General features: G+C 70.5%; 18 protein-coding genes. 10 read left to right on the top strand and 8 right to left on the bottom strand.

From position 1 onward, the window contains the following. The first annotated feature begins 7 nt into the window (after positions 1 to 7). The 4 genes from rplU to proB all read left to right on the top strand — a co-directional run bounded on the left by rplU (position 8) and on the right by proB (position 3,329). Positions 8 to 319: a 50S ribosomal protein L21 gene (gene rplU, locus ACFYVR_RS04580; RefSeq protein ID WP_387470023.1), complete on the top strand. Its 312-nt coding sequence runs from the start codon at positions 8 to 10 to the stop codon at positions 317 to 319. Between the two features lie 55 nt (positions 320 to 374). Next, positions 375 to 638 (top strand): 50S ribosomal protein L27, encoded by a 264-nt coding sequence (rpmA, locus tag ACFYVR_RS04575; protein WP_378424095.1) that lies wholly within the window; start codon positions 375 to 377, stop codon positions 636 to 638. Positions 639 to 741: 103 nt separating this feature from the next. Then, positions 742 to 2,202, top strand: a complete 1,461-nt coding sequence (gene obgE, locus ACFYVR_RS04570; RefSeq protein WP_387470021.1) for a GTPase ObgE — start codon at positions 742 to 744, stop codon at positions 2,200 to 2,202. Continuing rightward, complete coding sequence (gene proB, locus ACFYVR_RS04565; protein WP_387470019.1) at positions 2,199 to 3,329, top strand: glutamate 5-kinase; 1,131 nt, start codon at positions 2,199 to 2,201, stop codon at positions 3,327 to 3,329. Before obgE ends, proB begins: the two co-directional genes overlap by 4 nt. A 143-nt stretch (positions 3,330 to 3,472) precedes the next feature. Here the strand turns inward: proB and ACFYVR_RS04560 are convergent, their stop codons facing one another. From ACFYVR_RS04560 to ectA, 5 genes are read right to left on the bottom strand one after another with little or no spacing between them, the layout of a single operon-like run. Then, the gene (locus ACFYVR_RS04560) at positions 3,473 to 4,303 is read right to left on the bottom strand and encodes an NAD-dependent protein deacetylase (protein WP_387470017.1); all 831 of its coding nucleotides are present in this window, start codon (positions 4,301 to 4,303) and stop codon (positions 3,473 to 3,475) included. 47 nt (positions 4,304 to 4,350) lie between these two features. Next, complete coding sequence (locus ACFYVR_RS04555; protein ID WP_387470015.1) at positions 4,351 to 5,274, bottom strand: D-isomer specific 2-hydroxyacid dehydrogenase family protein; 924 nt, start codon at positions 5,272 to 5,274, stop codon at positions 4,351 to 4,353. Positions 5,275 to 5,290: 16 nt separating this feature from the next. Further along, the gene (locus ACFYVR_RS04550) at positions 5,291 to 5,689 is read right to left on the bottom strand and encodes an ectoine synthase (protein WP_387470013.1); all 399 of its coding nucleotides are present in this window, start codon (positions 5,687 to 5,689) and stop codon (positions 5,291 to 5,293) included. Positions 5,690 to 5,704: 15 nt separating this feature from the next. After that, positions 5,705 to 6,985, bottom strand: coding sequence for a diaminobutyrate--2-oxoglutarate transaminase (ectB, locus tag ACFYVR_RS04545; RefSeq protein WP_387470011.1), 1,281 nt, complete (start codon positions 6,983 to 6,985; stop codon positions 5,705 to 5,707). Positions 6,986 to 7,036: 51 nt separating this feature from the next. Continuing rightward, positions 7,037 to 7,573, bottom strand: a complete 537-nt coding sequence (gene ectA / locus ACFYVR_RS04540) for a diaminobutyrate acetyltransferase (protein ID WP_387470009.1) — start codon at positions 7,571 to 7,573, stop codon at positions 7,037 to 7,039. Between the two features lie 283 nt (positions 7,574 to 7,856). On the opposite strand from ectA, the gene ACFYVR_RS04535 reads away from it, so the two are divergent. Both ACFYVR_RS04535 and ACFYVR_RS04530 read left to right on the top strand, forming a co-directional pair. Then, positions 7,857 to 9,368 carry a tryptophan 7-halogenase gene (locus ACFYVR_RS04535; protein ID WP_387470007.1) on the top strand — a complete coding sequence of 504 codons (1,512 nt, stop codon included), beginning with the start codon at positions 7,857 to 7,859 and terminating at the stop codon, positions 9,366 to 9,368. Positions 9,369 to 9,373: 5 nt separating this feature from the next. Further along, positions 9,374 to 10,732 carry a cation:proton antiporter gene (locus ACFYVR_RS04530; protein ID WP_387470005.1) on the top strand — a complete coding sequence of 453 codons (1,359 nt, stop codon included), beginning with the start codon at positions 9,374 to 9,376 and terminating at the stop codon, positions 10,730 to 10,732. Positions 10,733 to 10,791: 59 nt separating this feature from the next. On the opposite strand, the gene ACFYVR_RS04525 is transcribed toward ACFYVR_RS04530, so the two are convergent. After that, on the bottom strand, positions 10,792 to 12,888 hold the full coding sequence (locus ACFYVR_RS04525; protein WP_387470003.1) for a DEAD/DEAH box helicase: 2,097 nt from the start codon (positions 12,886 to 12,888) through the stop codon (positions 10,792 to 10,794). 101 nt (positions 12,889 to 12,989) lie between these two features. On the opposite strand from ACFYVR_RS04525, the gene ACFYVR_RS04520 reads away from it, so the two are divergent. Further along, complete coding sequence (locus ACFYVR_RS04520) at positions 12,990 to 14,216, top strand: amidohydrolase (RefSeq protein ID WP_387470001.1); 1,227 nt, start codon at positions 12,990 to 12,992, stop codon at positions 14,214 to 14,216. An 86-nt stretch (positions 14,217 to 14,302) separates the two neighbouring features. Here ACFYVR_RS04520 and ACFYVR_RS04515 read toward each other — a convergent pair whose 3' ends face one another. Beyond that, positions 14,303 to 14,884: a hypothetical protein gene (locus ACFYVR_RS04515; protein WP_387469999.1), complete on the bottom strand. Its 582-nt coding sequence runs from the start codon at positions 14,882 to 14,884 to the stop codon at positions 14,303 to 14,305. Positions 14,885 to 15,030: 146 nt separating this feature from the next. Beyond that, the gene (locus tag ACFYVR_RS04510; RefSeq protein WP_387470362.1) at positions 15,031 to 15,882 is read right to left on the bottom strand and encodes a ribokinase; all 852 of its coding nucleotides are present in this window, start codon (positions 15,880 to 15,882) and stop codon (positions 15,031 to 15,033) included. 98 nt (positions 15,883 to 15,980) lie between these two features. Here ACFYVR_RS04510 and ACFYVR_RS04505 point away from each other — a divergent pair, with 98 nt between their 5' ends. From ACFYVR_RS04505 to ACFYVR_RS04495, 3 genes are read left to right on the top strand one after another with little or no spacing between them, the layout of a single operon-like run. After that, the gene (locus tag ACFYVR_RS04505) at positions 15,981 to 17,255 is read left to right on the top strand and encodes a glutamate-5-semialdehyde dehydrogenase (protein WP_387469997.1); all 1,275 of its coding nucleotides are present in this window, start codon (positions 15,981 to 15,983) and stop codon (positions 17,253 to 17,255) included. A gap of 32 nt (positions 17,256 to 17,287) precedes the next feature. Then, complete coding sequence (locus tag ACFYVR_RS04500; RefSeq protein ID WP_387469995.1) at positions 17,288 to 18,169, top strand: AAA family ATPase; 882 nt, start codon at positions 17,288 to 17,290, stop codon at positions 18,167 to 18,169. Positions 18,170 to 18,200: 31 nt separating this feature from the next. After that, positions 18,201 to 19,649: a VWA domain-containing protein gene (locus ACFYVR_RS04495; protein ID WP_387469993.1), complete on the top strand. Its 1,449-nt coding sequence runs from the start codon at positions 18,201 to 18,203 to the stop codon at positions 19,647 to 19,649. Positions 19,650 to 19,673 lie beyond the last annotated feature (24 nt).

Here is a 19,673-nt window from a genome sequence, read left to right as displayed (position 1 = left end):
CCGTCCGATGGCAACGTACGCGATCGTCAAGACCGGCGGAAAGCAGTACAAGGTCGCTGTTGGTGACCTCGTCAAGGTCGAGAAGATCGAGGGTGAGCCCGGCGCTGCTGTCTCGCTGACCCCGGTCCTCGTCGTCGACGGATCCGAGCTGACCACCGACGCCGACAAGCTGGCCAAGGTCACGGTCACGGGCGAGGTCGTCGAGCACACCAAGGGCCCGAAGATCCGCATCCACAAGTTCAAGAACAAGACCGGCTACCACAAGCGGCAGGGTCACCGGCAGAAGCTGACGGTCCTCAAGGTCACCGGCATCAAGTAATCGAGCCGTCGAGGCTTCGTAGAACCGAGCTTTTCAACCCTGAGGAGGGTCTGTCATGGCACACAAGAAGGGTGCATCCAGCTCCCGTAACGGTCGCGATTCGAATGCCCAGCGACTCGGCGTGAAGCGTTTCGGCGGCCAGTCCGTCAGCGCCGGCGAGATCCTGGTCCGTCAGCGCGGCACGCACTTCCACCCCGGCGTCAACGTCGGCCGTGGCGGCGACGACACGCTGTTCGCCCTCGCCGCGGGTGCGGTCGAGTTCGGCACCAAGCGTGGACGCAAGACCGTGAACATCGTTCCGGCGGCGGCGCAGGCCTGATCTGCTGCTGCGCAGCGCGCTTCCGGGAGGGGCGGGCCAGGGTCACACACCCAGGCTCGCCCCTCTTGCTTTTCACCGACTGACAGGAAGGAATCCGGCAGTCATGTCCCGGTTCATCGATCGCGTAGTGCTGCACGTCAGCGCAGGCAAGGGCGGCAACGGCTGTGCCTCCGTGCACCGCGAGAAGTTCAAGCCGCTCGGCGGACCGGACGGAGGCAACGGCGGACGCGGCGGTGACGTGGTTCTCGTCGTCGACTCCAACGTGCACACCCTGCTGGACTTCCACTTCCACCCCCGTGCCAAGGCCACCAACGGCAGGCAGGGCGAGGGCGGAAACCGGGAAGGAGCCAACGGTTCCGACCTGATCCTCAAGGTGCCGGACGGCACCGTCGTGCTCGACAAGGACGGTCGGATCCTCGCCGACCTCATCGGCACCGGCACCCGCTTCGTCGCCGCGCAGGGCGGACGCGGTGGCCTCGGCAACGCAGCGCTCGCCTCGAAGGCGCGCAAGGCCCCAGGCTTCGCGCTCCTCGGCGAGGAAGGCGTCGAGCGCGACCTGGTGCTCGAACTGAAGTCCGTCGCCGACGTCGGACTCGTCGGATTCCCGTCGGCGGGCAAGTCGTCGCTCGTCTCGGTGCTGTCCGCGGCCAAGCCGAAGATCGCCGACTACCCCTTCACCACGCTGCAGCCCAACCTCGGCGTCGTCTCCAGCGGCGACACCACCTTCACCGTCGCCGACGTGCCCGGCCTGATCCCCGGTGCCAGTGACGGCCGCGGCCTCGGTCTCGACTTCCTGCGCCACCTCGAACGGTGCGCCGTCCTCGCGCACGTCGTCGACTGCGCCACCCTCGAACCCGGTCGGGACCCGGTCTCCGACGTCGACGCCCTCGAAGCCGAACTCGCCGCGTACAAGCCCGCGCTGTCCGGCGATGCGAGCCTCGGCGACCTGGCCGACCGTCCCCGCATCGTGATCCTCAACAAGGCCGACGTGCCCGACGCCGCCGAGCTGGCGGAGATGGTGGCACCCGAATTCGAGGCGCGCGGCTGGCCGGTCTTCACCATCTCGGCGGTGAGCCGGGAGGGCCTGCGCCCCTTGACCTTCGCGCTCGCGAAGATGGTCGAGGACTACCGTGTGGCGCACCCGCCCGCGGCGCCGAAGCGTCAGGTGATCCGACCGATCGCCGTCGACGAGACCGGCTTCAGCATCATCGCCGACCCCGACACCCCCGGCGGCTTCATCGTCCGCGGCACCCGACCCGAACGGTGGATCCGGCAGACGGCGTTCGACAACGACGAGGCCGTCGGCTACCTCGCCGACCGCCTCGCGCGGCTCGGTGTCGAGGATCAGCTCGTCAAGATGGGTGCCGAGCCGGGCTGCTCGGTGACCATCGGCGACGTCAGCTTCGAGTGGGAGCCGCAGACGCCCGCCGGTGTCGACCTCACCCGGACCGGACGCGGCACCGACGCGCGACTCGACCAGGTCGAGCGGATCGGCGCGGCCGAACGCAAGCACGCGTACCGGGTCCGGCGTGGCCTCGAGGCCGCGGACCCCGACGACAAGTGACGGCCGTCGAGGGCAGTGCCGGCGCCGGATCCGGCACCCGCACCGAGATCGCCACCGCCCGCAGCATCGTCGTCAAGATCGGGTCCTCGGCGTTGACGAGCCTCGAATTCGGTTTGGACCGAGGCAAACTCGACGCACTCGCCGACGCGATCGAGGCGCGGATGCGGGCGGGCACCGATGTCGTGGTCGTCTCCTCCGGCGCGGTCGGGGCGGGTATCGCGCCACTGGGCCTGTCGAAGCGGCCGCGGGACCTCGCCACCAAGCAGGCCGCGGCCAGCGTCGGCCAGCTCGCGCTCGCACACGCGTGGGGCACTTCGTTCCACCGGTACGGTCGCACCGTCGGTCAGGTACTGCTGACCGCCGACGACATCGCCCGCCGCACCCAGTACCGCAACGCGCAACGCACCCTCGACCGGCTGCGCGCTCTGCACGCCGTCGCGGTCGTGAACGAGAACGACACCGTCGCCACGGCGGAACTGCGCTTCGGCGACAACGACCGGCTCGCGGCGATGGTCGCGCACCTCGTCAGCGCCGACGCGCTGATCCTGCTCTCCGACGTCGACGGCCTCTACGACGGGGACCCGCGCAAGGGCGGAGCGACGTTGATCCCCGAGGTGACCAGCCCCGAGGACCTCGACGGCGTGGTGGCCGGATCGGGCGGTGCGCTCGGCACCGGGGGGATGGCGTCGAAGCTGTCCGCCGCCCGGCTCGCCGCGGACTCCGGAGTGCCCGTCCTGCTCGCGGCCGCCTCGGACGCGGGGGCCGCGCTGTCGCATGCCGGTGTCGGGACCGCGTTCGCCGCGCGGCCGACCCGGTTGTCGGCGCGGAAGTTCTGGGTCCGGCACGCCGCCGACACCCAGGGAGCCCTGCACCTCGACACCGGCGCCGTGCACGCCGTCGTCGACAAGCGCCGCTCCCTGCTGCCCGCCGGCATCACCGCCACCAGCGGTCGGTTCCTCGGCGGAGACGTGGTGTCCCTGGTCGGTCCCGACGGTGCGGCGGTGGCGCGCGGCGTCGTGGCCTACGACGCCGCCGAACTCGACGAGATGCTGGGCCGCAGCACCATGGAACTGCCCTCGGACATGCAGCGTCCCGTCGTGCACGCGGACGACCTCGTCCGGCTGTAACCGCCCCGAACTTCCCGGCTGAAGGCCACCTTCGTGCGGTTGATCCGCACGAAGGCCCCCTTCACCCGGCCGGGGTCCCGCGGGTGTGAAGGGCACCTTCATCCCGTCGGATCGTATGAAGGTGGCCTTCAGCCGGCGGGGGGTCAGGCGACGAGGGCGGTGAGGGTTTCCGAACAGCCGGCGTGCAGCTTCACGGCGGCGTGGTCGTCGCCTCGGGTGACGCCGCGGTTGACGATCGCGACGGGCATGCCGAGTTTGGCTGCGCGGCGGACGAAACGCAGTCCCGACATCACCGTCAGCGACGAGCCGAGCACCAGCAGGACGTCGGCCGACTCGACCATCGCGAAGGCGGCGTCGACGCGGTCGCGGGGCACGGACTCGCCGAAGTAGACGATGTCGGGTTTCAGGATGCCACCGCAGCTCTCGCAGTCGACCATCCGGAAGTGCGCGGTGTTCTCGATGACCGCGTCGGCGTCCGGGGCGATCTCGACACCGGTTGCGGGGGAGACGGATTCGGCGAAGCCGGGGTTCGCGGCGTCCAGGCGTTCGGCCAGCGCGATCCGGGAGATGCGGCGTTCGCAGCCCATGCAGCGCACCTGGAGGTAACTGCCGTGCAGGTCGATCACCGACCGGCTGCCGGCCTTCGTGTGCAGCAGGTCGACGTTCTGGGTGAGCACGCCGCGCACCGTCCCGGCCCGCTCGAGCGCCGCCAGCGCCCGATGTCCCGCATTGGGGCGGGTGGAGTCCATGTGCCGCCAACCGAGATGGTTGCGGGCCCAGTAGTGCCGCCGGAACGCGGCATCACCCATGAACTGCTGATACGTCATGGGATTGCGCGGCGGCGAATCGGGCCCGCGGTAGTCGGGGATCCCGGAATCGGTGGACATGCCCGCGCCGGTCAGCGCGACGACGGTGTGCCCGTGGATCAGAGCCGCCAGATCGGCCACGTCGGAGGACGGGAGCACGGCGGTCATGCAATCCAGGGTAACCCGCCGTCCGAGCGTCCGGCCCCGAGCCGCCGTCAGTAGCCGGCGCCGGCGTCGATGCGCGCCACCAGCGGTTCTCCGGCCACGAACCGGGTGACGTTGGTGGCGACGTGGTCGGCGTACGCCTGCGGCCGCACGGCGGGCGGGTTCGAGCAGTGCGGGGTGATGATCGCGTTCGGCAGCGACCACAGCGGATGCCCCTCGGGGAGCGGCTCCGGGTCGGTGACGTCGAGACCCGCCCCGCCGATCGTGCCGTCGCGCAGCGCCGTGACGAGCGCGTCGGTGTCGACGAGGGAACCGCGGGCCACGTTGATCACCCACGACCGCGGACCGAGCTTGTCCAGCTCCGTGGCGCCGACGAGGTGCCGGGTGTCCTCGGTGGCGGGCGCGGCGATCACGACGTGGTCGATCCGGTCCCACATCTCGCCGGTGCGGTCCGCGGGCAGGGTGACCTCGGCCCCGGGAACCGGTGTGCCGGAACGGTTCACCGCGACCACGGACGCGCCGACCGCGGTCAGCATCGGCACCAGGGCGCGGCCGATGCCCCCGGCGCCGAGGATGCCGACGCGGGCGCCGCGCAGCGTGCCCACCCGGCCGAAGAACTCCTGCTGACGCCACGTGGTCGCGGTGATCTGGTCGGGCAGCGAGCGGACGCCGGCGAGCAGCAGGGCCAGTGAGTGCTCGGCGACGGTCGCGGCGAAGGCACCCGCCGCCGACGTCCACTCGACCTCCGGGTGGCGGGCGATGATGCCCGCGGAGAACCACTCCTCGACACCGGCCGAGAACAGCTGCACCCAGCGGACCGACTCCGGCAGCGTCGCGGGGAACCGATCCGGGCCCGCGTTCCAGATCAGAGCCCGGGCCTCCTCGATCGGCGCACAGTGCCCGCCGCCCCGGACGATGGCGTCCTCCAACGCTGGATCGGCGTGTGGGCCGAGGGCGACGGGCACTGGCGTCATGGCGAACTCCTCGCGGTCAGGCGGGTGACTCGATCAGCGGATAGACGCCATTCTCGTCATGGACCTCGCGGCCCGTGACAGGGGGGTTGAAGACGCACAGCATCCGCATCTGCGTGACCGGCTCGACGCGATGCCGTTCGTGGCCGTCGAGCAGGTACATGGTGCCCGCCCTCAGTTCGTGGACCTCGCCCGTCTCGAGGTCGGTGAGGATGCCGTCGCCCTCGACGAGCCACACGGCCTCCACGTGGTGGGCGTAGTGGAACTCGTTGACCGATCCGGCCGCGATGGTGGTCTCGTGGAAGGAGAACCCGACGCCGTCGCCGGCGAGGACGATGCGCTTGCTGCGCCAGTTGCCGTCTTCGCTCGTCACGTCGCGGTCGGTGCCGGTGATCTCGTCGGTGGTACGCACGATCATGGGTGTTCGGTCCTCCTACGCGCAGGTCTTGGCGGTGGCCTCGGCGAGGATGCTCAGACCGTGGTCGAGTTCGGCGTCGGTGATCGTCAGCGGCGGAAGCAGTTTCACGACCTCGTCCGACGGACCCGACGTCTCGGCGAGCAGTCCCTCGTCGTACGCGAGGCCGCACACCTTGACGGCGTGCCCCGGCTCGTCGAAGACGAGACCCTGGACCATGCCGCGACCGCGGGTGCTCACGCCGTCGAAGGAATCGGCGAGATTGGCGAAGATCTCCTGGATCCGTTTGCCCTTGCGCAGCGTGGACCGCTGCAGCGTGTCGTCGGTCCAGAAGTGTTCGAGCGCGGCGGTCGCGGTGACGAAGGCCGGGTTGTTGCCGCGGAAGGTGCCGTTGTGCTCGCCGGGCGACCAGACGTCGAGTTCGGGCTTGAACAGGGTCAGGGCCATCGGCATCCCGTAGCCGCCGATGGACTTCGACAGCGTGACGATGTCGGGGGTGATGCCCGCGATCTCGAAGGAGAAGAACGGGCCGGTGCGACCGCACCCCATCTGGACGTCGTCGACGATGAGCAGGATGTCGCGGCTGCTGCACAGGTCCGCGAGGGCACGCAGCCACTCGGCGCGCGCGACGTTGACGCCGCCCTCGCCCTGGACGGTCTCCACAATCACCGCGGCGGGACGGTTCAGCCCGCTGCCCTGGTCGTCGAGAACCCGTTCGAACCAGTGGAAGTCGGGCATCTCGCCGTCGAAGTAGTTGTCGAACGGCATCGGCGTCGAGTGCACCAGGGGAACCCCGGCGCCGGCTCGCTTCATCGAGTTCCCGGTCACCGACAGGGATCCCAGGGTCATTCCGTGAAAAGCGTTGGTGAAGTTGATGATCGACTCGCGTCCGGTGACCTTGCGTGCCAGCTTCAGGGCCGCCTCGACGGCATTCGTCCCGGTCGGACCGGGGAACTGCACCTTGTAGTCGAGCCCGCGGGGAGCCAGGACGACCTGCTGGAAGGTCTCCAGGAAGCGACGCTTCGCGACGGTCGACATGTCCAGGCCGTGGGTGATGCCGTCCCGGGAGAGGTACTCGAGCAGGGCCGTCTTGAGGACCGGATTGTTGTGCCCGTAGTTCAGCGCGCCTGCGCCGGCGAAGAAGTCCAGGTAGTCGCGTCCGGATTCGTCCCGGAGCCACGAGCCCGACGCGGAGTCGAACACGGTGGGCCAGTTCCGGCTGTAGCTGCGCACCTCGGATTCGAGGTCGCGGAAAACTGCGTCGTCGGTGGGGATTTCGGACTGTTCCAGGATGGTCATTCGTCTCGTCCTCCTTGCGATGGTGTCGGCGGCGCGCGGGCCGCCGACGGGTCACCAGCCGATGGTGTAGAGGTCTTCGGCGAGGTGGGATTCGGGAAAATCGTTGGGCGCGAACAGCGGCGTGCGGGTCAGTCGTTTGCCGCGTCGAGCGGCCAGGGCGGTGAACATGGCGATCGATGCGTCGTTGTCGGGGCTGACGGTGGTTTCGAGTCGTCGCACGCCGACCGGGTGGACGCGGTTGATCAGTCCGTCGAGCATCCCGGTCGCGATGCCGCGGCCGCGCCGGTCCGCGTCGACGGCGACCTGCCAGACGAACAGGGTGTCGGGGTCGTCGGGACGCCGGTACCCGGTGACGAACCCGACGAGCGCGTTGTCGGGGCCGGCCGCGACGATCGACGTCTCGGCGAAATCGCGGCACCACAGTGCGTAGGTGTATCCGGAATTGAGATCGAGAACTCGGGAATCGCGGGCGATCCGCCACATCTCGACACCGTCGGACACCTCGGGTCGGCGGAACACTGTCTCGGCTGCGTCGGACTCGCGTCGGCTTGCTCGGGTTGGGGTGTTTCTCTCCGTGAGTGGCCTCATAAGCAATCCGAACGTAACAACCGTGATCCCGCCATTTCACCCTCCGGCTGCGAAATCCGCTGCTACATGGCGGGTTCGGTGCAGGTGGGACCGTGTGTGTGAGTTGGGACACAGTTGTGTAGCGTCGGGGCGCCGTCGAGCGATTGGCGCGCCCGTCGTGCCGCCCGATCGGTCTCGGAATATGGACCTGAATGAAGACAGGGTAAGGCTATGAGGTTAGCCTAACCATGCACTATCGGGCGGAGGCGAAGCCGTCTCCATTCACCGCGAGGAGCGGTACAGCATGAGCGCAAGTGAACAGGTCGACGTCGTCGTCGTCGGTGGCGGACCGGGCGGGTCCACCGTCGCCACCCTGCTCGCCAAGAGCGGGCACCGCGTCATCCAGCTGGAGCGGGAGAGCTTCCCGCGGTACCAGATCGGTGAGTCCCTGCTGCCGTCGACCATCCACGGTGTGTGTCGCCTGCTCGGCGTCGAGGACGAGATCGAGTCCGCCGGGTTCATGAGGAAGCGGGGCGGCAGCTTCCGGTGGGGCACCAGCCCCGTGCCGTGGAACTTCAACTTCGCGATCTCCCCGGAGTTCGCCGGACCGACCTCGCACGCCTACCAGGTCGAGCGCATGAAGTTCGACGAGATCCTGCTCCGCCACGCCGCGAAGACCGGCGTCGACGTGCGCGAGGAGGCCACCGTCACCGGCGTCGTCACCGACGACGGCGGCCGGGTCGTCGGCGTCGACTACACCGACTCCGCCGGCGCCGCGCACCGCGTCCTCGCGACCTATGTCGTCGACGCATCCGGCAACAAGACCCGACTGACCAAGCACGCCGGCTCCGAACGCGTGTACTCCGACTTCTTCCAGAACGTCGCCCTGTTCGGCTACTTCACCGGAGGCAAGCGGCTGCCCGAGCCCAGCTCCGGCAACATCCTGTGCGCGGCGTTCGACGAGGGCTGGATGTGGTACATCCCGCTGACCGACGAGCTGACCAGTGTCGGCGCCGTCATCGCCAAGGAACACGCCGCGAAGGTGCAGGGCGACCCCGAGGCCGCGCTGATGCGCTTCGCCGACCGGTGCGAGATCGTCAAGGGCATGCTGTCCGACGCCACCCGCGTCACCGAGGGCACCTACGGTGAGATCCGCACCCGCAAGGACTACTCGTACGCCAACACGAAGTTCTGGGGCAACGGCATGGTCCTCGTCGGTGACGCCGCGTGCTTCATCGACCCGGTGTTCTCCACCGGTGTGCACCTGGCCACCTACTCGGGTGTCCTCGCCGCCCGCTCGATCAACAGCGTCCTGTCCGGCGCGATGGACGAGGAGCGCGCGTTCGGCGAGTTCGAGGGCCGCTACCGCCGTGAGTACGCCGTGTTCTACGAGTTCCTGTCCTCCTTCTACGACATGGAACAGAGCGAGGACTCCTACTTCTGGCGCGCGCGCAAGGTGACCGGCGCGCCGACCAAGGACCTCGAGGCCTTCGTCTCGCTCGTCGCGGGCGGATTCTCGAAGGAAGCAGCACTCACCGACGCGGATGCCGTCGTCGAGCGGTTCACCGCGTCCACCAAGGCCCTGACCGAGGCCGCCGCCCGCACCGGCGGTATGGACACCGATGCCGGACAGCGGATGAACCACCTGTTCAAGACGCCGGTCGTGCGCGAGGTCATGGAGGAGATGAACGCCTTCCAGGCCCGCGGAGTCGCCGGATCCGCACAGGTCGAGCCGCCGCTGCTCGAGGGTGGCCTGGTTCCGTCCGCCGACGGCCTGGCATGGGCGGAGCCCGACGCCGTCCCCGTCGCGGGATAGTCGGCGTGACACAGGTACCGCTGCTCAGCGGGAACACCCTGTTGACGCTGCTCCTGCAGGTCGCGGTGGTCGTCGCCGCAGCGCTCGTCCTCGGGCGCGTCGCGCAGCGGTTCGGTCTGCCCGCGATCGTCGGCGAACTGACCGCAGGCGTGATCCTCGGCCCCAGCCTGCTCGGGCAGGTGGCGCCCGCCGTCCAGGAGTACATCTTCCCGCCCGACGCGTCGCAGCAGCACATGCTCGACGCCATCGGACAGATCGGCATCCTGCTGCTCGTCGGACTCTCCGCAGCACAACTCGACACCGGCTTCCTCCGACGTAAGGCGAAGGTCGTCGGTGGGGTCGCGACCGGGGCCTTCGTTCTGCCGCTCGCCCTCGGCGTGGGCATCGGTCTCCTCGTCCCGGAGTCGTTCCACGGCCCCGAGGCGTCGCCCGGCGTGTTCGCCGCGTTCCTCGGTGTCGCGCTGTCGGTGAGCGCGATCCCCGTCATCGCGAAGACGCTGTCGGAGCTCGGGCTCCTGCACCGCAACGTCGGCCAGCTCACGCTCGCATCCGGAGCGCTCGACGACGCACTCGGATGGCTCGTGCTCTCCGGACTCTCCGCGGCCGCAACCGCCGGCATTCGTGCGGGCACCCTCGCGGTGACCATCGCGGCGGCCGTGGCACTCGTGCCCGTGGCGTGGTTCGTCGTCCGGCCCCTCGCCGGCAAGGTTCTCGACCGACTGGCACACGGTGAGCATGCGGCCGGAGTGATCCCGGCCGCGGTGATCCTGATCATCGGCGGGGCCGCGGCGACCCAGGCGATGCATCTCGAGGCGGTCCTCGGTGCGTTCGCGGCGGGACTCGCGCTGGGCGGCACGCACGCCCGGCTCCTCGCCCCGCTGCGCACAGTGGTGTTCAGCGTGCTCGCACCCCTCTTCCTCGCGACGGCAGGGCTGCGCGTGGACCTGACCGTCCTCGGCCGGGCCGACGTGTTCTGGGCGGCGATGGCGATCCTCGTGCTCGCCATCGTCGGCAAGTTCGTCGGCGCGTACGTCGGCGCCCGGCTCGTGCGCCTCGAGCGGTGGGAGGCGCTGGCGCTGGGCGCGGGGCTCAACGCCCGCGGCGCTGTCGAGATCGTCATCGCGATGATCGGTCTGAGCCTCGGCGTCCTGACCACCGAGTCCTACACCGTCGTCGTTCTGGTGGCGGTGGTGACCTCGGTGATCGCGCCGCCGTTGCTGCGCGCGACGATGGCCCGGGTGGACGCGACGGCGGAGGAGGAGAGCCGCCGAGAACTCGACCAGGCGTGGGACCCGGTGTCCGCCCGGGCCGCGCCGGTCTCGGAGACCATCGAGCCGGGAGGGCTCGAGAACCCGCAGCGGTAGGGCGTATCTCCCAATCCCCGTTTCGGTGCATCCCGGAGGGATTGGAAGACACGCCCTGGTCAGTTCGGAATCGCGAGTGCGAACGGCAGCACCGCCGGCGCGCCCGCGGTGACGAGCGTCCGGGCCGCCATCGTCATCGTCCAGCCGGTGTCCCAGAGGTCGTCTACGAGCAGAACCGGCCCGTCGACGCCGCGCAGGTCGGGAGCCGTGAACGCGCCCGCCAGCCCGGCGACCCGATAGGCGGAATTGACCGCGGACACCGGGGGATGACCGGGCGTGCGCCCGAGCGTGCCGAGGTCGGTCAGCCGGCCGACCTCGGCCAGCCGCGCGGCGAGACTGGACACCAGCCGCGGCCGGGACGACGACTCGAGGCCCATCACCGCCGTCGGGCGCGTCTCCCAGTCCCACGCCGCGAGCACCCGGATGGCGGCGTCGACGATCGCATCCGGCACCGGCGCGTCCGGACCGTCGAACAGCGGTCGCAGCCGCCCACCCCACCCGAGGTCCGACAACCGGCCGATCGCCCGGCCGGTGCGCGGACCGTCGGTGAGCTTGCCGGACAACGACACTCCGAGCTTGGCAAGTCCGGTCGGCCACTGCTTGCGCGGCGCGAGGTCGACGCCGGGACGGTCGAGGCGGGCCCGCGTCCGCGCGATCGACTCCTGGTCGACACTGGTGTCCGCGGTGGTTCCGGTGCAGTTGTCGCAGCGTCCGCACGGCGTCGGGCCGTCGCCGAGCAGCGGGTCGTCGAGCTGGCGGCGGAGGAATTCCATCCGGCACATCGTGGTCGAGACGTAGTCGACCATCGCCTGCTGCTCCGCCGCCCGGGCCTGCTCGAGCCGCTCGTACCGCGGCGCGTCGTACTCCCACGGCTGCCCGGTGCCGATCCACCCGCCGCGCACCCGCCGCACGGCACCGTCGACGTCGAGGACCTTGAGCACCATCTCGAGCCGAGACCGGTTCAGATCGACCAGCGGCTCCAGGGCGGGCGTGGACTGTGGACGTTCCGGATCGAGGACCTCGAGGACTCGGCGCACCACGTGCTCGCGCGGGAACGCCACGGACGCGAAGTAACTCCAGATCTGCCGGTCCTCGTGGCCCGGCAGCAGCACCACCTCCGCGCGGTCCGTGGAGCGGCCAGCGCGACCGACCTGCTGGTAGTAGGAGATCGGGGACGACGGTGCGCCCAGATGCACCACGAAGCCGAGGTCCGGCTTGTCGAAGCCCATCCCGAGCGCCGATGTCGCGACCAGCGCCTTGACCCGGTTCGCCAGCAGATCCGCCTCGAGCTGTTCACGTTCCGCGGGATCGGTCTGCCCGGTGTACGCGGCGACCACATGGCCCTGCTCCGACAGCAGCGCCGCGAGGTCGCGGGCCGCGGACACGGTGAGGGTGTAGACGATCCCCGAACCGGGCAGCGAGGCGAGCCGCTGACCGAGCCACGCGGCTCGCGTCGTCGCCTCGTCGATGCGGACCACCGACAGGCTCAGAGACTCCCGTTCGAGGCCGCCGCGGAGCACCAGCGTCTCGGCGCCGCCGACCCCGAGCTGGGCCGAGACGTCCGCGACGACGCGATCGTTCGCGGTCGCGGTGGTCGCGAGGACCGGAATGCCGTCACCGAGATCGGCGACCAGCGTGCGGATGCGGCGGTAGTCCGGCCGGAAGTCGTGCCCCCAGTCCGAGACGCAGTGCGCCTCGTCGACGACGACCAGGCCGGCGTCGGCGGCGAGCGACGGCAGCACCTGGTCGCGGAAGTCGGGGTTGTTCAGCCGTTCCGGGCTGACCAGCAGGACGTCGATCACGCCGTCGGCGATCTGCCGGTGGATCTCGTCCCATTCGGTGACGTTGCCGGAGTTGATGGTGGCCGCACGCACTCCCGCGCGGGCGGCCGACTCGACCTGGTTGCGCATCAGGGCCAGCAGCGGGGAGACGATCACGGTCGGGCCGTGACCGCGGGCGCGCAGCAGCTTCGCCGAGATGAAGTAGACGGCGGACTTGCCCCAGCCGGTGCGCTGGACGACCAGGGCTCGCCGGCGGTCCACGACGAGCGCCGCGATCGCCGTCCACTGGTCCTCCCGCAGCCGGGCGTCCGGGCCGGCGAGCTCACGCAGCAGGGACTCGGCGTCGGCGCGTAGATCCGTGGTCGCTGAGGTCATGGCGTCCATGGTGCCCGACGGCCCCGACAGGAACGACAACCCGACGGGACGCAGCGGCGGATGTGGCGGTTGCAGTGCTGCAGGCGTGGTAGGCGTGAACGATGGACCTCACCGCGCACCCCGTTCTGTCCGGATTCGATGCGCTCGCCGCGAGCCTGGTCGACCTGTACCGGGACCTGCACGCGCACCCCGAGCTGTCGCACGCCGAATTCCGCACCGCGGGCATCGTCGCCGCGCGGCTCTCCGACAGCGGTTTCGAGGTGACCGCGGGCATCGGTGGCACCGGGGTGGTCGGCGTCCTGGGCAACGGGGACGGTCCGGTCGTCCTGCTGCGCGCCGACATGGACGCGCTGCCGGTGCGCGAGGACACCGGACTCGACTACGCGTCGACGGCGACGGCGGTGACCGCGGCGGGGGAGACGGTGCCCGTGATGCACGCGTGCGGCCACGACATGCACGTCACCTGTCTTCTCGGCACCGCCGACCTGCTCGCCCGCGGCCGTGAGCACTGGTCCGGCACGGTGATCGCGCTGTTCCAGCCGGCGGAGGAGGTCGGCGACGGCGCCCGCCGCATGATCGACGACGGCCTCTACGACCGGATCCCGGCGCCGTCCGTGGTGCTCGGCCAGCACGTGATGCCGGGCCCGGTCGGGTCGGTGTACGCGAGCCCCGGCACCGCGATGGCCGCGGCGCGCAGCATCCAGGTCCGGATGTTCGGCCGCGGCGGCCACGGGTCGATGCCGGACCAGAGCATCGACCCGGTCGTGATGGGCGCGGCGACCGTGATGCGCCTGCAGACCCTCGTCTCCCGCGAGGTGTCGCCGACGAACCCCGCCGTCGTCACCGTGGGGTCGTTCCAGGCCGGGACCAAGGAGAACGTCATCCCGGACGAGGCGGTGCTCAAGATCAACACGCGGGCGTTCGAGACCCACGTCGCCGACCGGCTGGCCGAGGGGATCACCCGGATCGCGAACGCCGAGGCCGAGGCGTCCGGCGCACCGAAGCAGCCCGAGATCACCGACCTGAACAGCTTCCCGCTCACCGTCAACGACCCCGACGCCACCCGGCGGACGCTCGGTGTCCTGCGCGGGCTGCTCGGCGCGGACAAGGTCTTCGAGATCGGGCCGGTGTCCGGCAGCGAGGACGTCGGTGACCTCGCCACCGAGATCGGTGTCCCGCTGGCCTACTGGTTCCTCGGCGGATTCGAGGTCGGTGACGGAAACCCCCTGCCGACCAACCACTCCCCGCAGTTCGCACCGGTCATCCGTCCGACCCTCGACACCGGGGTCGCGGCGCTGGTGACGGCCGCGCTGGAGTGGCTGGACTGACGGACGCGCGGGCTCCGCGTACATCGCGTCGAACACGTCGGCGAAGTTCTCGCCGACCACCTTCCGCGTGATCTTGAGGGTCGGTGTCAGTTCGCCCGTCTCCTGCGACAGGTCCCGCTCGGCGATGGTGAACTTCTTGACCCGTTCGGGCCGAGCCAGTTTCGCGTTCGCGGCGTCGACGGCCTGCTGGACGAGGTCGACGGGTGCTTCGACAGTTCGGCGATCGACTCCGGCAGCCCCTGGGCCTGCGCCCACGGCAGCACCGTCTCGGGGTCGAGCGTGACCAGCACGACGGGGTAGGGGCGGCGGTCGCCGTGCATCACGGCCTGGCTGATCCACGGCGACTTCTCGAGGTCGTTCTCCAGGTTGGCGGGGGTCAGGTTCTTGCCGCCGGAGGTGACGATGACGTCCTTCTTGCGGCCGATGATCGAGACGTATCCGTCCTCGTCGATCGTCGCGAGGTCGCCGGTGTGCAGCCAGCCGTCCGAGACGGCGCCGAAGGAGGCGTCCTCCATCTTGTAGTAGCCCTGGAAGATGTTGTCGCCCTTGATCAGCAGCTCGCAGTCCTCGGCGACCCGCGCCTGCACGCCGGGCAGCGGGCGGCCGACGGTACCGAACCTGTGGTGCCGGGTGGTGTTGATCGTGGCGCCCGTGGAGGTCTCGGTCATCCCGAAGCCTCCATCAGCGGGACGCCGCATCCGTAGAAGAACTCGAGGATCTCCTTGGAGATCGGGGCCGCGCCCGTCACCGCGAGGTCGAGGTTGCCGCCGAACAGGGCCCGGACCCCCCCTGGAAGAGGGTGGCGTCGGCGGCGTTACGGATGTGTTTTCGGACCGGAGTGTCGCGCGAGCAGGTCGTCGACCTCTCCGGCGGTCGGGCAGGAGGCGGCCGCGCCGGCTCGGGTGGTCGCCAGCGCCCCGGCCGCCACCGCCCGTCGCAACGCGACCTCGGGTCCGAGATGCCAACTCGCCGCCAGGGTTCCGGCGAACGCGTCACCGGCGCCGGTGGTGTCGACGACGTCGACCCTCGGCGCGCTCGCGTGGACCTCGGCACCGTTCGGGCCGCGCCACCGCGCCCCGCGCCCGCCGAGCGTGGTGACCACGTGCGGTACCCGGTCCAGCGTGGCGGCGCCGAGTTGACGCGCCTCGGTCTCGTTGACCAGCAGCACGTCGACCGCCGCGACCAGGTCGTCCGGAAGCGATTGCGCCGGAGAAGGATTCAGGAACACCGTCGTGCCCGACCCGCGGGCGTGGACGGCGCAGGCGGCGACCGTGGCGATCGGCAGCTCGAGCTGGCACAGCACGGTGTCCGCCCCGGCGATCCGGTCGAGTTCGGCGGCCGTCAGCGCCTCGACGGTCGCATTCGCGCCGGGGACGACGACGATCGAGTTCTCGCCGGTATCGTCGACGACGATCACCGCGACACCGCTCGGACCCGCCGCGGTGCGGAGCAGCGTGGTGTCGACGCCGGCGTCGTGGAGCGCTCGACGCAGCACCTCGGCGAATCCGTCGTCGCCGACCGCGCCGAGGAAGCTCACGTCCGCACCGGCCCGGGCCGCCGCGATCGCCTGGTTCGATCCCTTCCCTCCCGGGCCGGTGACGAACGCGGTGCCGAGCACCGTCTCGCCGGCGGCCGGGCGGGTCGCCGTCCTCGCGATCAGGTCCATGTTGACGCTGCCGAGGACGGTCACGTGAGCGGGCACGACCCAGAGGTTAGGGCACGCCGCCGACTGCCTCGGTGCTTAGCGATCGTTACGCTGTAACCATGACCGCGGTGAACGAACAAGCACAGGCGACCGACTCCGTCCGGGAGGATGTGCACGCGGCCGCGCGTCGGGCGCGCGTCGCATCGCGGGCGCTGGCACTGCTGACGACCGCCCGCAAGGACGCCGCACTGCATGCCGCGGCCGACGCGGTCCTCGCGGCCACCGAGACGGTGCTCGCCGCGAACGCCGTCGACGTCGAGAACGCCCGCGCCGCAGGCACCGAGGAATCGCTGATCGACCGGCTCCGGCTGACGGCCGACCGGATCGACGGCATCGCCTCCGGGCTGCGTCAGGTGGCCGGGCTCGCCGACCCGGTCGGTGAGGTGGTTCGCGGCAGCACCCTCCCGAACGGACTCGAGATCCGCCAGGTGCGGGTGCCGCTCGGCGTCGTCGGGATGGTCTACGAGGCGCGCCCCAACGTCACCGTCGACGCGTTCGGTCTCGCCCTCAAGTCCGGGAACGCCGCCCTGCTGCGCGGCTCGTCGTCCGCCGCCGAGTCGAACGCCGCGCTGGTGTCGGTGCTCCGCGCCGCGCTCACCGAGCAGGGGCTGCCTGCGGACGCGGTCCAGCTGCTGCCCAGCGCCGACCGCTCCAGCGTCACCCACCTGATCCAGGCCCGCGGCCTCGTCGACGTCGTCATCCCGCGCGGCGGCGCCGGGCTGATCGCCGCCGTCGTCCGCGACGCCACCGTGCCGACCATCGAGACCGGCGTCGGCAACTGCCACGTCTACGTGCACGCGTCCGCCGACCTGGCCCGGGCCGAGAAGATCGTGCTCAACGCCAAGACCCGCCGGCCGAGTGTCTGCAACACCGCCGAGACGATCCTGATCGACGCCGCCGTCGCGGACACCGCGGTGCCCGCGCTGACCCAGGCGCTGCAGAGCGCAGGCGTCGTCATCCACGGCGACCTCGAGGGACAGGTGCCTGCCACCGAGTCCGACTGGGCGGAGGAGTACCTCACCCTCGACGTCGCGATGAAGGTCGTCGCCGACCTCGACGCCGCGGTCGAGCACATCGACCGGTACGGCACCGGACACACCGAGGCGATCGTCACCGACGACCTCGCCGCCGCCCGCGAGTTCACCGCCCGCGTCGACGCCGCCGCGGTCATGGTCAACGCGTCCACCGCGTTCACCGACGGCGAGCAGTTCGGGTTCGGCGCCGAGATCGGCATCTCCACCCAGAAGCTGCACGCCCGCGGACCGATGGGGTTGCCCGAACTCACCTCCACCAAGTGGGTGGTGTGGGGCGACGGCCACATCCGTCCCGCCTGACTTCCCCGCGTCCCGCACGAAAGGTTCCCGCCGTGGATCGAGCAGTCCCGACCACCCCTCCGGTCTTCGCGAGCGTCGACGACGTCGTCACACGGCTGGCCGAGACGGGTTACCTCGCCGACAAGGGCACCGCGACCGCGGTGTTCCTCGCCGACCGGCTCGGCAAGCCACTGCTCATCGAGGGCCCGGCCGGGGTCGGCAAGACGGAACTCTCGCGTGCGGTCGCGCAGACCGCGGACGCCGAACTGGTGCGCCTGCAGTGCTACGAGGGGGTCGACGAGTCCCGCGCGCTGTACGAGTGGAACCACGCCAAGCAGATCCTGCGGATCCAGGCCGGCAGCGAACACGGCTGGGACGAGACGAAGCAGGACGTGTTCGCGGAGGAGTTCCTCCTCTCGCGTCCGCTGCTGACCGCCATCCGTCGCCAGGACCCGACGGTGCTGCTCGTCGACGAGGTCGACAAGGCCGACGTCGAGATCGAGGGGCTGCTGCTCGAGGTCCTCAGCGACTTCGCCGTCACCGTCCCCGAACTCGGCACGATCACCGCCACCCGCAAGCCGTTCACGGTGCTCACCTCGAACGGCACCCGCGAGCTGTCGGAGGCGCTCAAGCGGCGCTGCCTGTTCCTGCACCTCGACTTCCCGGACGCCGACCTGGAGCGGCGGATCCTCGCCAGCCGCGTCCCCGAACTCCCGGAGGCGGTGGCCGAGCAACTGGTGCGCACCATCCGGGTGTTGCGCGGCATGCAGCTCAAGAAGCTGCCGTCGGTCGCGGAGACCATCGACTGGGGTCGCACCCTGCTCGCACTCGGGATGGACACCCTCGACGACGACGCGATCCGCGCGACGATGGGCGTCGTCCTCAAGCACCAGTCGGATCAGCAGCGGGCCGCCGCCGAGCTGCGGCTCAACTAGCGTCGCCCGCGCGAGAGACACAGGAGGCGTCATGGTCGTCGCCGGCCGCACGTCCGGGGTTCCCGCGGCTCCTCACGGGCTGCCCGGCCACCTCGTCGATTTCGTCGAGGCGCTGCGCACCCGAGGCATCGCGGTCGGGCCGTCGGAGACGGTCGACGCCGGACGAGTGATGTCCGTCCTGGATCTGCTCGACCGCGAAGCGCTGCGCGAGGGGCTCGCGTGCGCACTGCTGCGCCGGCCCACCCACCGCGCCACCTACGACGCGTTGTTCGACCTGTGGTTCCCGGCCGCGGTCGGTGCCCGCACCGACGGCACCGGTGACGTCTTCGTCGAGATACCCCGGGGCGAGGACGGCGCGGTCGACTTCGAGGCGTTGCGGGAACTGATCGCGGGCCTGCTCGTCGACGGGTCACCCGAAGCGCTGGACCTGATCGAGCAGCTGACCGCGCAACTCGTCGAGCAACTCGGGCAGTACCAGTCCGCCAAGGGGCCGTCGTTCTCCGCCTACCAGGCGATGCGCGAGGTCGCCCCCGAGACGCTGGTCTCCCGGATCCTCGACGGTCTCCTCGGCAACACCGTCGAGGGCGAGCACGAGGCCGCGGACTACGCCACCGAGATCGCCCGCCGCACCGCCGCGCAGCGGGTCGCGGACTTCCGGAAGATGGTCGAGATCGAGACCCGCCGCCGCTCCGCCGAGCATCTGGGCAAGGAACGTGTCGCGAGCTACGGCGTGCCGAAGCTCGCCGAGGAGGTCGACTTCCTGCGGGCGTCGGATTCGGAGATGGTTGCCCTGCGGCGCACCGTCACCCCGCTCGCCCGCAAGCTCGCGAGCCGGCTCGCCGCGCGCCGCAAGCGGGCCCGGGCCGGCGCGATCGATCTCCGCAAGACCCTGCGCAAGTCGATGTCCACCGGCGGCGTGCCCGTGGACCTCGTCCTGCGCAATCCGCGTCCGGCGCGACCGGAACTGGTCGTGCTGTGCGACGTGTCCGGGTCGGTCGCGGGGTTCTCGAACTTCACGCTGCTGCTCGTGCACGCACTGCGGGAGCAGTTCTCCCGGGTCCGGGTGTTCGCGTTCATCGACACCACCGACGAGGTCACGCGGTTCTTCGACTCCGGAGCCGACCTCGGCGCATCGATGTCGCGGATGATCCGGGAGGCGGACCTGATCGCCTACGACGGGCACTCCGACTACGGCAACGCGATCGGCGTGTTCGCCGAACGGTTCGCGCGCACCCTCACCGGCCGCACGTCCCTCCTGATCCTCGGCGACGCCCGCAACAACTACCGCGACCCCAACACCGCGGCCCTGACGAACCTGGCGACCGTCGCCAAGCACACGCACTGGCTCAACCCGGAGGCCCGCGGCCAGTGGGGCAGCGGCGACTCCGCCGCCAAGGTGTACGCCGACGTGGTGCCGATGCACGAATGCCGCAACGCCCAGCAGCTGGCCGCGGTCGTCTCGGGACTGCTGCCGATCTGAGCTCCCGGGTGCCAGTAAGCTCGA

Source organism: Rhodococcus sp. NPDC003318 (genome assembly GCF_042879035.1).
Lineage (GTDB): Bacteria > Actinomycetota > Actinomycetes > Mycobacteriales > Mycobacteriaceae > Rhodococcus_G.
The sequence above is the reverse complement of the archived record's forward strand: the minus strand, read 5'-3'. Positions and strand labels throughout refer to the sequence as shown.